General features: G+C 68.8%; 10 protein-coding genes and 1 pseudogene. 10 read left to right on the top strand and 1 reads right to left on the bottom strand.

All coding sequences use genetic code 11. The features are described from left to right. Positions 1-95: 95 nt before the first annotated feature. A pseudogene (locus tag M4J07_RS00125) lies at positions 96-1243 on the top strand (glutathione-independent formaldehyde dehydrogenase). Between the two features lie 596 nt (positions 1244-1839). Further along, positions 1840-2967, top strand: a complete 1128-nt coding sequence (locus M4J07_RS00120) for an acetate/propionate family kinase (protein WP_255965603.1) — start codon at positions 1840-1842, stop codon at positions 2965-2967. 6 nt (positions 2968-2973) lie between these two features. Here the strand turns inward: M4J07_RS00120 and M4J07_RS00115 are convergent, their stop codons facing one another. Next, complete coding sequence (locus M4J07_RS00115; protein WP_255965601.1) at positions 2974-4755, bottom strand: PucR family transcriptional regulator; 1782 nt, start codon at positions 4753-4755, stop codon at positions 2974-2976. A gap of 419 nt (positions 4756-5174) precedes the next feature. On the opposite strand from M4J07_RS00115, the gene dnaK reads away from it, so the two are divergent. The 8 genes from dnaK (at position 5175) to M4J07_RS00075 (ending at position 14254) form a co-directional block, all read left to right on the top strand. Then, positions 5175-7067: a molecular chaperone DnaK gene (gene dnaK, locus M4J07_RS00110; protein ID WP_255965599.1), complete on the top strand. Its 1893-nt coding sequence runs from the start codon at positions 5175-5177 to the stop codon at positions 7065-7067. A 9-nt stretch (positions 7068-7076) separates the two neighbouring features. Beyond that, positions 7077-7697, top strand: coding sequence for a nucleotide exchange factor GrpE (locus M4J07_RS00105; protein ID WP_255965597.1), 621 nt, complete (start codon positions 7077-7079; stop codon positions 7695-7697). A 6-nt stretch (positions 7698-7703) separates the two neighbouring features. Further along, positions 7704-8657 carry a DnaJ C-terminal domain-containing protein gene (locus M4J07_RS00100; RefSeq protein ID WP_255965595.1) on the top strand — a complete coding sequence of 318 codons (954 nt, stop codon included), beginning with the start codon at positions 7704-7706 and terminating at the stop codon, positions 8655-8657. After that, on the top strand, positions 8654-9061 hold the full coding sequence (locus M4J07_RS00095) for a chaperone modulator CbpM (RefSeq protein WP_255965593.1): 408 nt from the start codon (positions 8654-8656) through the stop codon (positions 9059-9061). Before M4J07_RS00100 ends, M4J07_RS00095 begins: the two co-directional genes overlap by 4 nt. Further along, the gene (gene clpB / locus M4J07_RS00090; protein WP_255965591.1) at positions 9052-11691 is read left to right on the top strand and encodes an ATP-dependent chaperone ClpB; all 2640 of its coding nucleotides are present in this window, start codon (positions 9052-9054) and stop codon (positions 11689-11691) included. The genes M4J07_RS00095 and clpB overlap by 10 nt, the downstream gene beginning before the upstream one ends. Further along, the gene (trxA, locus tag M4J07_RS00085; RefSeq protein WP_255965588.1) at positions 11688-12146 is read left to right on the top strand and encodes a thioredoxin; all 459 of its coding nucleotides are present in this window, start codon (positions 11688-11690) and stop codon (positions 12144-12146) included. The genes clpB and trxA overlap by 4 nt, the downstream gene beginning before the upstream one ends. An 87-nt stretch (positions 12147-12233) precedes the next feature. Then, entirely contained in the window at positions 12234-12497 is a 264-nt protein-coding gene (locus M4J07_RS00080; RefSeq protein ID WP_255965586.1) for a UBP-type zinc finger domain-containing protein, read from the top strand. Next, positions 12497-14254, top strand: coding sequence for an FAD-dependent oxidoreductase (locus M4J07_RS00075; RefSeq protein ID WP_255965584.1), 1758 nt, complete (start codon positions 12497-12499; stop codon positions 14252-14254). Before M4J07_RS00080 ends, M4J07_RS00075 begins: the two co-directional genes overlap by 1 nt. Positions 14255-14435: the final 181 nt, after the last annotated feature.

The raw sequence follows: 14435 nt of genomic DNA, 5'->3' as shown, positions 1-14435 counted from the left end.
CGCTTTCGCGACTCAGGCTGTTGGTTCGCTGGGAACCCTTGAGCCGTGAACCCCTTCGTAGTTCTCGCCGTGCCGTGACACCAAGGCGAGTCATCATGAAAGCAGCGGTATACGACGGACCGCGCACGGTCACAGTGAAGGACGTGCCGGACGCGAAGATCGAGCACCCCTGCGACATCATCGTCAAGATCACCGCCACCAACATCTGCGGTTCGGACCTGCACATGTACGAGGGCCGCACCTCGTTCGAGTCCGGCCGCACACTGGGACACGAGAACATGGGCCAGGTCGTCGAAGTCGGCCCGGCCGTCAGCAAGGTACAGGTCGGCGAGTACGTCGTCCTGCCCTTCAACATCGCCTGCGGCTTCTGCAAGCAGTGCGAGCGCGGGCTGACCAACTACTGCCTCACCATGCAGCCGGAACCCGACCTCGCGGGAGCCGCCTACGGCTTCGCCGACATGGGCCCCTACCAGGGCGGCCAGGCCGAACTGCTGCGCGTGCCCTACGGCGACTTCAACGCGCTGCGCCTGGGCGAGGACGCCGCCGAGCGGCAGAGCGACTACGTGATGCTCGCCGACATCTTCCCCACCGGCTACCACGCCACCGAGATGGCGACCAGACCATCGTCTTCGGGGCCGGACCCGTCGGGCTGATGGCGGCCTACTCCGCCGTCCTCAAGGGCGCCGGCCGCGTCTGGGTGGCCGACCACCAGCCCGACCGGCTGCGCAAGGCGGAGGAGATCGGCGCCATCCCGATCAACACCGCCGAGCAGGACCCGGCGGAGGTCGTTAAGGAGGCCACCCTCGGCCTGGATGCCGACAACGGCTGCGAATGCGTCGGTTACCAGGCACACGACCCCGACGGCCAAGAGGACGCAAGCCTCACACTCAACGGACTGATCGACTCGGTCAGGTTCACGGGCAGCATCGGCGTGGTGGGCGTCTTCCTGCCCGAGGACCCAGGCGGCGCAGAGGCCCAGGGCGAGCTGGAGGCGAAGGGCAAGGTTCCGATCGACTTCGGGACGATGTGGTTCAAGGGCCAGCGCATGGGCACCGGGCAGGCGCCGGTGAAGAGGTACAACCGGGCGCTGCGGGATCTGGTCGCCGGCGGGAAGGCGAAGCCGAGCTTCCTCGTCTCCCACGAGCTCGGCCTGGACGAAGCTCCCAGCGCCTACGAGCACTTCGACGCCCGTGACGAGGGCTGGACGAAGGTGGTCCTGCATCCCGACGGCCACGAACGTTAAGGATCCCAGGCGACCGGCCGTCCGATTACCGGACCGTGCCGGCCGACGGGCGGCGTCCTACCCCGGCTCGGCCGTGGTCGGACGCGTGCTGCGGCCTCGCATCGGTCATCCCAACAGCGGCGACGACTCCTGTCGAGGCGGCGCGGGCATACGTCCACACCGCCGCGACCGCGTGAACCGGCGGCGGCCACCGCGTTGGTGTCGCGGCCGCATCCGGCCTGGCTCTGGGGCCACGTTGGCGGCGATCTCATGGACCGGACGATGCTGACTCGGGCCCTGAAGAACCACGACGGTCGTTTCCCCGGCCGCAGAAATGGCGTCTTGGGTACTCCCACTGAGTGCCGGTATGCAGCACGAACAAGATCCCGCACAAGGCCCGACGGCCACACCACAACCGGCTTCTATCAGGGCCTCTAAATCCGAGCACTCGGCCAATCTTTGCGCCGAACGTTACTGGTCCGCTGGAATCGTCTCGCAGAATTTTCCGTTTCCTGGGTGGTCGGATCGGGTACTCAGGGCCGGGGCATGGAAGCCCGATACGAAAGTCGTGATGCCTCTTTCGGAACACGTTGCGGAACGATGGAGAGGATCGGTGTGTGCGAACACGAATCAGCCCGGTATTGGTGACAGACGCGGGGTCATCGAGTTTGCGTCTGACGGTCTTCGGGGAAGGCGGTGAGGTCCTCAACGAACATCACAGCGATTCTCCTCCAGGCGAAGCCGCGTTCGATTCCCTGTGGCAATTGCTGAGGGAAGGGCCGGCTCCTACAGCCGTGGGTCACCGCATCGCCCACGGCGGCTTGGAAATGCGCAGCCACACCCTGCTCGATGACGATGTGCGTGCTCGCTTGGATCGGGTGGCAGACCTCGCGCCCTTGCACGTCCCGCAGGCGTTGACCGTTCTGGACGCGGCTCGGGATCTGCTGCCCGACGTTCCGCACGTGGTCTGCTTCGACACCGTATTCCACTCCGGCCTACCGGCCTGCGCACGGGAGTACGCCGTACCTGCCCGCTGGCGCGAGGCGTACGGACTGCGCCGCTACGGCTTCCATGGTCTGTCCTACGCCTGGGCGCTGGCCCGCACCGCTGAACTCCTCGGCCGCCGCCCGGTGCAACTGCAGTTGGTGATGGTGCACCTTGGCGGCGGCTGCTCCGCCTGCGCCGTGCGTGAGGGGCACAGCGTCGACACGACGATGGGCTTTACGCCGTTGGAGGGTTTGGTGATGAGTCGTCGCAGCGGCAGCGTCGACCCTGGCGCCCTGACCTGGTTGCTGAAACGGAAGAATGTGTCGGTGGACGAGATCGAAGACGCTCTGAACCACAAGTCCGGTCTCCTCGCCCTCTCCGGCACTTCGGACGACACGCGCGACCTGGTCCGCAGTCGGGCGGCGGGCGACGAACGTGCTGCACTCGCCCTTGATGTCTTCACCCACCATTGCCGTCGCGGTATCGCCGGGATGGCCGCGTCTTTGAGCCGCCTGGACGCCCTGGTCTTCACCGGTGAGATCGGTGAGGATCAGCCTGAGGTACGTGAAGAGGTGTGCGCCCGGTTGTCTGTGTTGGGCCTCACGGGCGGTCTGCGACCAGTGATCGCCGAACGGCCTGAGATCGTCAGCGCACCCGACGCACGCATTCCTGTCGTGGTAGTTCCTACCGGAGAGGCTCAGCAGATCGACCTTGAGACCCGGGCTCTCTCGATTCCCCCGCCGACACAGCTGTTGTAAGTGGCATCAGTCGGATCCGCTCAGCACGATCTTCCACACTCGGGTCGCCACCTGGAGGTTGAGCCGGTCTTCGACGTTCGCGAGGTCGTTTCCGCTGATCTCGCGGATGCGCTGCAGCCGATAGCGCAGCGTGCTGCGGTGGATCGCGAGGGACGCGGCGGCCTCGTCGTAGTTGCCGCCGCAGTCGAAGTACCGGGTGAGGGTCTCCACCATGGCCGTGTGATGCTGGGAGTCGTAGGCCATGAGCTGCCCGAGCCAATCGTGGACGAACGTCTCCAGTTCCTGATGACCGGCGCCGGGTCCCAGGATGCGGTACAGGCCGAGCTCGTCGAAGAAGGTCGTGCCGTACCGCTCGCGGGAATTGAGGCGCACTTCGAGGGCGCGCTGCGCCTCCTGGTAGCGGTGGGGGATGTCGGGCACGGAGTCGGAAGGAGCGCTCACCCCGATCGTCCCGGACCGTGTTCCGGTTTCCCGGGTGAGCGCCTCGTGCAGCGCGCGAGCGTGCGGCCTGTCGTCAGCGACCAGGACTACGTGGTCGGAGCGTCGGGTCAGCAGCGAGCGCATGCCGACGGCAGAGGCCGCCCGGCCCACGGTCTGGGCGAACGAATCGTCCGCAGTCCGGTTCGACCACTTCACGACGACGACGTAGTGGCTGCGGCGCAGGTCGTGTCCGACCGCCTCGGACCGGGCGTAGGCGCTCGCGGTGTCCGTCCCTGCCAGGAGGTCGTCGACCAGCTCACGGTGCAGCCTCAACTCCACTTCGGCCAGATTGCGCAGGTGCGCCAGCTCCAGGGCGAGCGACGCGGCGGCGTGTTCCAGGGCGAACACGGTGTGTTCGTCGGCCTCATTCAGGGCGTCGACCAGCGCCAGCACGCCCAGGATCTCGCCGTGTGGGCGGACCAGAGTGATCAGCCGGTCCTTGATCCGTACGGGCCCGACCTCCCGGGCGACTGCGTGCAGCATGTCGTTGTGGCGGACAGGGTCCGGTTCCGGGTAGGGGTCGGGTCGGCCGGGACCCGACCAGGCCTTCAGCCGTCCGAAGCGGTCTTCGACCAGCGCGGGAAGTCCGGTGAGCTCATGCAGTGCGCGGGTGACGGCCTCCTCACCGCCGCCCGAGGCGGCGATGTCGGCCATGAGCGCATGAACGGCCTGCTGGTACCCCAGCTCAGCCACCACGGAGATCAGCTGCTGCTGAAGAGTCGCGCGTTCCTCCTTGACCCGGTGAAGCTCCACCGCGTCCTCGCGTTGGCGGCGCTGCGCGAAAGCGACTGACAGAGCAGTAGCGGTCTGCCGGACGAGCGTGGCGAGCTGGGATCGCTGGGCCCCCGTAGGGCGGGTTCGGGACGTCACCACAAGGTATCCGTGAAGTCTCTCCAGCCCGCGCAGCGCCAGGGCCCTGCCCCAGGGCCTGCCGGGGACGGTCACTGGACCGTCCTGCCCCTCCAGCTCCCGGACCCTTCGGTCCACGGCTGCGGCATGGGTGTAATCGTTCCTGGGACTGGGGACCAGATCACCGTCTACCTCGAGGTATCCGGCTTCGGCACTGTATGGCCCGGCGGCGGCAATGTGGTGCATGGCCAGGCGCAGGATCTCGCCTTCGTCCGGGGCTTCGAGCAGGGCGCGGGAAAGGGCCACCAGCTCGTGGAGGGCCTCGTCGACCGGGCTCGTAGCGGATGGTCGCGGCTTTCTCCGTGTGTCCGCGGGATGCCGCCCGGCGCTACCCGGCGGAAGGTTGCCCTCCCAGTCGGAGCAGCGGCCGTACACGTTGTGTGCCCGGCTGCCGGCCATGGGATCACTCCGTTCTCCCCAGAGCTCCGGGGAGGCGATCGCTCTGACGCCTACCCACTCGGGGGCGGCTCATCCGAGATGTCCAGATTCTTCTCTCTCATACTCGTGGGGCTACCGGGCCCGTGCACTTCTGACTCGTCAGGTGGAGGCGCGAAGCCACCCGGCTGGCGATCGTGGACAGAGCTGCAGCCTCCGCCGGTATCGGCAGGAAGGACGGGGCGATGGCGATGACCGAGCAACCTCGCAGGCCGGTTTTCTCGCCCAAGACGTACGAGGAAGCCGAACGCGCTGCGGGGCGGTCGCCGACGAGGCCCTACGGTTGCTCGGCGCTGCGTACCACCGGCGGAGATTCCACTCGAACCTGAACGAACGTGATCCGGAGAGTCGGCGCAGGGCCGCCGCACCGGGAGGAGATTCTCATGGCCAAGGCAGTGGGTATCGACCTGGGTACCACGAACTCGGTGATCGCCGTGTGGGAGGGCGGCGAGCCGTCCGTGGTGCCCAACAGCGAGGGCAACCGCACGACACCATCTGTAGTGGCCTTCACCGACAACGGCGAGCGTCTGGTGGGCCAGATGGCCCGGCGCCAGGCGATTCTCAACCCCAAGGGGACCATTTACTCGGCCAAGCGGTTCATCGGTCGGCACTTCGATGAGATCTCCGACGAGGCCAGGGCGGTCGCGTACGACGTCGTCGAGGGCGACGGCGGGGAGGCCCGCTTCAAGGTGCGCGACAAGTTGTACGCGCCTGAAGAGATCAGCGCCCAAGTGCTGCGCAAACTCACCGAGGACGCCTCAAAGCAGCTGGGGGAACGGGTCACTGAGGCGGTCATCACGGTTCCCGCCTACTTCAACGACGCCCAGCGCACGGCCACCAAGGACGCCGGTCGGATAGCCGGACTGGAGGTGCTGCGGATCATCAATGAGCCGACAGCCGCAGCCCTCGCATACGGCATGGACAAGCAGCAGCACGAGACCGTCCTCGTCTTCGACCTGGGCGGCGGCACCTTCGACGTGAGCATCCTCGACGTCGGCGACGGCGTGGTGGAGGTGCGCTCCACCGCCGGTGACAGCCACCTGGGCGGCGACGACTTCGACCGGCGTCTGGTGGATCACCTCGCGGACGGCTTCCAGAAGGAGAACGGCATCGACCTGCGCAAGGACCCGCAGGCCTTGCAGCGACTGTTCGAGGCGGCGGAGAAGGCCAAGACCGAGCTGAGTTCGGTGACACAGACGCAGGTCAGCCTGCCGTTCATCACGGCCGACGCCTCGGGCCCCAAGCACCTCACCGACTCGATCATGCGGTCCACCTTCGAACAGATCACCAGCGACCTGGTGGAGCGGTGCCTCGGACCAGTCCAGCAGGCCATGACCGATGCCAAGGTCGGCGAGAGCGACATCGACGAGGTCATCCTCGTCGGCGGTTCCACACGTATCCCCGCCGTTCAGGCCCTCGTGCGCCGACTGACCGGCGGCAAGGAACCCAACATGAGCGTCAACCCCGATGAGGTCGTGGCCCTGGGCGCCGCGATCCAGGCCGGGGTGCTCAAGGGTGAGGTCAAGGACGTCCTGCTGCTCGATGTCACCCCTCTGTCGCTGGGGGTCGAGACACGTGGCGGCGTGATGACGAAGATCATCGAGCGGAACACCACCATCCCGGTGCGCCGCTCCGAGACCTTCTCCACGGCCGAGGACAACCAGCCCGCCGTCGACATCGTCGTCCTCCAGGGCGAGCGCGAGCTGGCCGCCGACAACCGGGTGCTGGGGAAGTTCCAGCTCACCGACATCCGGCCGGCGCCGCGGGGCGAAGCGCACATCGAGGTCACCTTCGACATCGACGCCAACGGGATCCTCAACGTCACGGCCCGCGATCAGGACACCGGCAAGGAACAGGGCATCACGATCAGCGAGAGCTCCAACCTGGACCGCAGTGAGGTCGAACGCATGGTCCAGGAGGCCGAGCGGAACCAGGGCCAGGACCAGGCACTCCGCGAGGCCGTCGACGCCCGCAACGAGCTCGACGCCGTGGCTTACCAGGTCGAGAAGCGCCTCGCGGAACTGGGCGACGCGGCGCCCGCGCACGAAAAGGCACGCGCCGAGATGCTCGTGTCCGATGCCCGGGCGGCGGTCAAGGAAGAGGCGGACGTCGAACGCGTGCGGCCCCTGACCTCCGAACTCCAGCAGTTGCTCGCGGGGCTGGCGGCCCACCAGGGCGCCGCCGACACGGGTGGCCCGGGGCAGGACGCCACCACCGGCGGTCCCACGAGCGGCAGTGGCGACGACGTCATCGACGCCGAGTTCGACAAGGACTGAGGCACCGCTATGCCGATCCACCCCAACCAGCCTGACCCGGCCGGACCCGACCACACCGATCCGGCTTCGGAGGACGCCGCAGGTCCTCTTCCCGGCGCTTCGCCACCCGCGGTTCCGCCGGCGGGTCGCGGGCCTGCCACGGACGAGCAACCCGACCTCGGCGGGGCCGGCGGCGGCCCCGCACCGTCCGAGGACGAGTACACGGCCGAGCTCAAGGAACTGGAGGACCGCTGGCGTCGCGCGCTCGCCGACCTCGACAACCTGCGCAAGCGCCACGTCAGGGAACTGGAGCGGGAGCGCACCGCCGAGCGTTCCCGTACAGCCGCCGCCTTCCTGCCCGTCCTCGACAACCTCGAACTCGCCCTGACCCACGCCGGCGCCGACGCGGGCCCGGTCGTGGAGGGCGTTCGAGCCGTCCGCGACCAGGCGGTGAACGTTCTCGAACTGCTCGGCTACCCGCGGCACGCGGAGAACGGCGTCGCCTTCGACCCGGCCCGGCACGAGGTGATCGGCGTCGTCCAGGACCCCGACGCCTCGCCGGGCACGGTCGTCGACGTGCTGCGCCCCGGATACGGGGACGGCGAACGGCAGCTCAGGCCCGCCGCCGTGACTGTCGCGAAGCGGGAGTGACCCGTCATGGCACAGGACTTGTACGAGGTACTGGGCGTGTCCCGGACAGCGAGCCAGGACGAGATCCAGCAGGCCTATCGCCGGCTCGCCCGCAAATATCACCCCGACGTCAACAAGGACCCGGGAGCGGAGGAACGCTTCAAGGACCTCAACGAGGCATACAGCGTCCTGTCAGACCCGAAGACCCGGGCCCGTTACGACCGCTTCGGCGAGGACTTCCGCAAGATCCCCGAGGACTTTGACGAACGGGTCGCGGCCGGGGCGGGCGGTGGCTCCCGCGCCCGGAGGACCGCGGGCGCGGGCGGCCCCCGAGTCCGGTACGCCACAGGCTTCGGCGACGACTTCGGAGCAGACGGTGTCGACTTCGAGGACCTGCTCGGCTCGATCTTCGGAGCAGGCGCCGCCCGCGGCGGCGCACCGGGAGCCGACCAGGAGGCCGAGCTGCCGCTCACCGTGGAGGAGGCGTTCAAGGGCGGCCGTCGCACCGTCACGCTCGCCGGGCCCACCGGGCAGCCGCGGCGGTACGAGGTCAACGTGCCGCCGGGCGTCACCGACGGACAGCGCATCCGGCTCGCGGGGGAGGGTGGTCGGGGGAGTGGTGACGCCCCCGGAGGCGACCTGTACCTGCGGGTGCGTATCCAGCCCCACCCACAGTTCCGTCTTGACGGCCGCGACGTCCACGTCCAGGTCCCCGTCACCCCCTGGGAAGCGGCCCTCGGTGCGACCGTGCCCGTGCCCACCCCTGGCGGTGGCACGGCCAAGGTCACCGTGCCCGCGGGTTCGTCCAGCGGTCGGCGACTGCGGCTGCGCGGCGAGGGCATGCCCAATCCGCGCGGCGCCGACGGCGACCTGTACGCCGAACTCCGCGTCATGGTGCCGCCCACCCTGGGCGATCGGGAGCGCGAACTGTTCGAGGAACTCGCCGCCACATCTTCCTTCGACCCCAGGAGGACGCGATGAACGATCGACCCGCGGGAGCGGCAGGCACCGGCCGGGCCGGCATGGGCGACCGTCCGGTACGAACGGGCACCGGCCTCACCGCCGCGACGGCTGTCCGGTACGCGCTCGTGCCCGTCCGCGGACTCTCCCTGGACGCCGTGGCCCGTCGCTCGGGCCTCCACCCTGACCTGATCCGCCGGTTCGTCGCCCTCGGACTGGTCGACGCCGACCGCGACGCCGCGGGGCACCTGGTGTTCGATCCCACGGCCCCGGCGGTGCTCGGCCGCATCCAACGGCTGCGCTCCGGACTCTGCCTCAACTACGCCTCGATCGGCCTGGTGCTCGACCTGCTCGATCGCATCAGCCTGCTCGAAGCCGCCCTGCAAGGGCGCGGCACGAGGAGTGAAAACCCCCCATGGACATGAACCGTCTCACCCAGAAGTCCCAGGAAGCCCTCCAGGAAGCCCAGACCGCGGCCGTCGGCATGGGGCAGACCGAGGTCGACGGGGAACACCTGTTGCTCGCACTCCTCGATCAGGAGGACGGTCTGATATCGCGGTTGGTGCAACAGGCCGGTACCGATCCGAACGAACTGCGCGCGGCTGTGCGCGAGGAACTCTCCCGCCGCCCGAGGGTCACCGGCCCCGGCGCGGCCCCCGGCCAGGTCTTCGTCACCCAGCGTCTGTCCCGCCTGCTCGATGCTGCCGAACGGGAGGCCAAACGCCTCAAGGACGAGTACGTGTCCGTGGAGCACCTCCTGCTCGCCCTGGCGGATGAGGGCTCGTCGACCACCGCCGGGCGCCTGCTCAAGGAGGCCGGCATCACCAGGGACTCGTTCCTGAGCGCGCTCACCCAGGTCCGAGGGAACCAGCGCGTCACCTCCGCCAACCCCGAAGTGGCCTACGAGGCTCTGGAGAAGTACGGCCGCGATCTCGTCGCCGAGGCAAGGACCGGCAGCCTCGACCCGGTCATCGGCCGGGACTCCGAGATCCGCCGCGTCACCCAGATCCTCAGCCGCAAGTCCAAGAACAACCCCGTTCTCATCGGCGATCCCGGTGTCGGTAAGACCGCCATCATCGAGGGTCTCGCTCAGCGCATCGTCCGCGGCGACGTGCCCGAAGGGCTCCGCGACAAGATCGTGTTCGCCCTCGACATGGGCTCGCTCGTCGCCGGCGCCAAGTACCGGGGTGAGTTCGAGGAACGGCTCAAGGCTGTGCTTAGCGAGGTCAAGGCCGCTCAGGGGGGCATCCTGCTCTTCGTCGACGAACTCCACACCGTCGTCGGGGCGGGCGCCGCCGAAGGGGCCATGGACGCGGGGAACATGCTCAAGCCGATGCTCGCGCGCGGCGAACTCCACATGATCGGCGCCACCACCCTCGACGAGTACCGCAAGCACATCGAGAAGGACGCCGCTCTCGAACGCCGCTTCCAGCAGGTGGTGGTCGACGAGCCGGGCGTGGAGGACACCATCTCCATCCTGCGCGGACTGCGCGAACGCCTGGAGGTCTTCCACGGAGTGAAGATCCAGGACACGGCACTGGTCTCCGCGGCCACCCTCAGCCACCGCTACATCACCGACCGGTTCCTGCCCGACAAGGCCATCGACCTCGTCGACGAGGCGTGCGCCCGGCTGCGTACCGAGATCGACTCCATGCCCGCCGAACTCGACGAGATCACCCGCCGCGTCACCCGCCTGGAGATCGAGGACGCCGCCCTCTCGAAGGAGACCGATCCCGCCAGTGAGGCCCGCCTGGCAGAGCTGCGCAAGGAACTGGCCGACCTGCGCGCAGAGGCCGACTCCAAACACGCCCAGTGGGATGCCGAACGGCAGGCGATCCGCCGTGTGCAGGAGCTGCGCCAGGAACTGGAGCAGGTCCGCCTCGATGCGGAGGAGGCCGAACGGGCCTACGACCTCAACCGCGCCGCCGAACTCCGCTACGGCCGCCTCCAGGACCTGGAGCGCAGGCTTGCCGCGGAGGAGGAGCAACTGGCTGCCAAACAAGGGCAGAACCGGCTGCTGCGCGAGGTCGTTACCGAGGAGGAGATCGCTGAGATCGTCGCCGCCTGGACCGGCGTCCCCGTCGCCCGTCTCCAGGAGGGCGAACGCGAGAAACTGCTGCGCCTCGACGAGATCCTGCGCGAGCGCGTGATCGGCCAGGACGAGGCTGTCAAGCTCGTCGCCGATGCCATCATCCGCGCCCGCTCCGGCATCCGTGACCCTCGCCGCCCCATCGGCTCGTTCATCTTCCTCGGTCCCACCGGCGTCGGGAAGACCGAGTTGGCCAAGACCCTCGCCCGGGCCCTGTTCGACTCCGAGGAGAACATGGTCCGGCTCGACATGAGCGAGTACCAGGAGCGGCACACCGTCAGCCGGCTCATGGGCGCACCGCCCGGATATGTGGGCTACGAGGAGGGCGGCCAGCTCACCGAGGCCGTACGCCGCAAGCCGTACTCGGTGGTGCTGTTCGACGAGATCGAGAAGGCGCACACCGATGTCTTCAACACTCTGTTGCAAATCCTCGACGACGGCCGCATCACCGATGCTCAGGGCCGCACCGTCGACTTCCGCAACACGGTGATCATCATGACGTCCAACATCGGCTCCGAGCACCTCCTCGACGGCGCCACCGCCGAAGGCGAGGTCAAGCCGGACGCCCGCGCCCTGGTGATGGGCGAGCTGCGCGGGCACTTCCGTCCGGAGTTCCTCAACCGCGTCGACGACATCGTGCTGTTCAGGCCGCTCGGTGAGCGGCAGATCGAGCGGATCGTGGAGCTGCAGTTCGACGAGCTGCGCCACCGCCTCGCCGATCGCCGCATCACCGTCGAACTCACCGACGCGGCACGCGAGTTGATTGCCCATCAGGGTTTCGACCCGGTGTACGGGGCCCGACCGCTGCGGCGCTACATCTCCCACGAGGTCGAGACTCTCGTCGGACGCGCCCTGCTGCGCGGCGACGTCCAGGACGGCGCGAAGATCCGCGTCGACGCCGAGCACGGAGAGCTGGTGGTCACCTACGACCAGCCCGAGGACGTGAAGGGAGCGAGGGCGGCGTGAGCACCACCCGGACGACGACGGTGACCTGCCCCAACTGCGGGCGCGGCAACCGGATTCCCGTGGCCGCCGAGGGACGACCCAGGTGCGGCCGATGCAAGCAACCCCTGCCCTGGCTCGTGGACGCGGGCGACGACGACTTCGCCGAGGTCGTCGAGCAGGCCACCGTGCCCGTCGTCGTCGACCTCTGGGCCACGTGGTGCGGCCCCTGCCGCATGGTCAGCCCCGCCCTCGAAGAGGTCGCCCGCGACCTCGCCGGACGGATCAAGCTCGCCAAGGTCGACATCGACAAGAACCCACGGCTCAGTCGGCGCTTCGAAGTGCAGGCCGTGCCGACCCTCCTCGTCCTGGACAAGGGCGAGACGATCGCCCGAAAGGCCGGCGCGGCACCAGCGCACGCTCTGCGCTCGTGGGTCGAGCAGGCGATGGAGGGCCGGCACACGACGGCAGGAGAGTGAATCCGATGGCGAGGTGATCTGGGACCCCCACGCATCCGAACCCCACGGGCTGCGGCCGATCAGACTCATTCCCCGAAGGAGACCCTCATGGCCACGCTTCCCGACCCCCACCTGGCGATGGTGCGCCCAGTGACCCCGCGCACCCCCGACGGCTGCGAGGAGTGCCTCAAGGAGCATTCCCCGTGGGTGCACCTGCGCCTCTGTCTCACCTGCGGGCACGTCGGCTGCTGCGACTCCTCTCCTCACAAGCACGCTCGACAGCACGCGGGAACCGTCGGCCACCCCGTCGTGCGGTCCTTCGAGCCGGGAGAGGACTGGCGCTGGTGCTTCGTTCACGAGGCCCTGGTCTGATGAGCACGACCGAGCCCAGGGACGGTGCGGTCGCTGAGACGCCTGACCGGTACGGAGCGTTCCCGCGCCTCACGCCGGAGCAGCTCGAGAGCCTCGCAGCGCACGGCGAACGCCGCAGGACCGCCGAGGGCGAGGTGCTGTACCGCGAGGGCCGGCCGATCCGCGAGTTCCTCGCGATCCTCAGTGGGTCCGTCGAGATCATCCACGACCAGGGCGGGCCCGACGAGCGGACAGTGGCCGTGCACGGACCCGGCCGGTTCCTCGGCGAACTCGGGCTGCTGGAGGGGCAGGCAGCGTTCGACACCGCCGTGATGCGCCAGGCGGGCGAGATCCTGGCCGTACCGGTGGAGCGGCAACGCGCTCTGGTCGGCCGCGATCCGGTCCTCGGCGACCTGATCCTCCGCGCCTACCTGGGCCGCAGATACTTGCTCATCGGCCTCGGCGCCGGCTTCCGGATCCTGGGATCGTGCTATTCACCGGACACCCTGCGGCTGCGGGAGTTCGCCGCACGCAACCGGTTGCCCCACCGTTGGGTGGATCTGGAGAAGGACAAGGAGGCCGAGGCACTACTGCGCCGGTTCGCCATCCGTACCGAGGAGACACCGGTGGTCCTCTGGCAGGGCGACAGGGTGCTGCGCAATCCGAGCAACGCCGAACTCGCCCGGCTGATCGGGCTGCCTGCCCCCACCTCCTCGTCCGATGGCGGACGGTGCGACGTGCTGGTCGTCGGAGCCGGCCCCGCGGGACTCGCTGCCTCCGTGTACGGGGCTTCCGACGGTCTCACCACGGTCACCGTCGACGCGGTCGCCACCGGGGGCCAGGCTGCCACCTCGTCACGCATCGAAAACTATCTCGGCTTCCCATCGGGCATCTCCGGGGGCGAGCTCATCGAACGCGCGGTGCTCCAGGCCCACAAGTTCGGTGCCCGTCTCATGGTGCCGGCGGAGGTCAGCGGGCTCATCCCGCAGGACCATGAGTACGCCGTCACCTTCACGGACGGGTCCCGGGTCCGAGCGGGCGCCGTGGTGCTCACCTCGGGCGTGTTGTACCGCAGGCTCGAAGTGCCGGGCCTCGACCGCCTGGAAGGCACCAGTGTCTACTACGCGGCGACGGTCCACGAGGCCAGTCTCTGCCAGGCGGATCCGGTGGCCGTGGTCGGCGGCGGGAACTCCGCCGGGCAGGCTGCGCTGTTCCTCGCCAACCACGCGCCCAGGGTTCACCTCCTCGTCCGGGGCGGTGACCTCAACGCCGACATGTCCCGCTACCTGGTGGACCAGGTGGAACAGCACCCCAAGATCGAGGTGTTGCTCCACACCGAAGTACGCGGCGCCGGTGGGAGGGAGAGACTGGAGTCGCTGACGGTGGAGGACAACGCAAGCGGTGAGCACCGCGAGCTGCGGGCCGCAGCGCTGTTCGTGTTCATCGGAGCCCGGCCGCGCACCGACTGGCTCAGGGGTGTGCTGGCTCTGGACGAGAAGGGCTTCGTCCTCACCGGCGCCGACGCCCAGGCGGTGGCCGATGCGGATCAGTTGGCCGCGCTGGGCCGCGATCCGATGCTGCTGGAGACCACCCTTCCCGGGGTCTTCGCCGCCGGCGACGTCCGAAGCGGCTCCGTGAAACGGGTGGCCTCGGCGACCGGTGAAGGCGCCATGGCGATCCGCCTCGTCCATGAGCACCGGGAAAGGAGGGGGAACCTGGCCGCCGCCGACTCCGAGGGACATCGGCCCATCGCGGACGGACCCGTCTCCTCGCGCTGAGCCTGCCTCTGATGGATCCGCGTAGCTGCCCCAACGGCCACGTCTGGCCCCGCCGCCTTCATGGTCGACGAGCAGCCCATGAAGGGGACCCGCAAGAGCAGCGTGTCACCGCGGCTTCGGCCGCGCCCCGGGGCATCCTGTGAACCCTTGCCAGTTGCGGAGGGGTAGCCGAGGAGAGTGG

Source organism: Streptomyces longispororuber, from assembly GCF_024448165.1.
In the GTDB taxonomy this organism is placed as follows: Bacteria; Actinomycetota; Actinomycetes; order Streptomycetales; family Streptomycetaceae; genus Streptomyces; species Streptomyces longispororuber_A.
The sequence above is the reverse complement of the archived record's forward strand: the minus strand, read 5'-3'. Positions and strand labels throughout refer to the sequence as shown.

What these genes read in the sequence shown, in the direction of transcription:
- M4J07_RS00115 (WP_255965601.1), bottom strand. Translation starts at nt 4,755, where the DNA reads ATGGCCGGCAGCCGGGCACACAACGTGTACGGCCGCTGCTCCGACTGG.
- dnaK (WP_255965599.1), top strand. Translation starts at nt 5,175, where the DNA reads ATGGCCAAGGCAGTGGGTATCGACCTGGGTACCACGAACTCGGTGATC.
- M4J07_RS00105 (WP_255965597.1), top strand. Translation starts at nt 7,077, where the DNA reads ATGCCGATCCACCCCAACCAGCCTGACCCGGCCGGACCCGACCACACC.
- M4J07_RS00100 (WP_255965595.1), top strand. Translation starts at nt 7,704, where the DNA reads ATGGCACAGGACTTGTACGAGGTACTGGGCGTGTCCCGGACAGCGAGC.
- M4J07_RS00095 (WP_255965593.1), top strand. Translation starts at nt 8,654, where the DNA reads ATGAACGATCGACCCGCGGGAGCGGCAGGCACCGGCCGGGCCGGCATG.
- clpB (WP_255965591.1), top strand. Translation starts at nt 9,052, where the DNA reads ATGGACATGAACCGTCTCACCCAGAAGTCCCAGGAAGCCCTCCAGGAA.
- M4J07_RS00080 (WP_255965586.1), top strand. Translation starts at nt 12,234, where the DNA reads ATGGCCACGCTTCCCGACCCCCACCTGGCGATGGTGCGCCCAGTGACC.
- M4J07_RS00075 (WP_255965584.1), top strand. Translation starts at nt 12,497, where the DNA reads ATGAGCACGACCGAGCCCAGGGACGGTGCGGTCGCTGAGACGCCTGAC.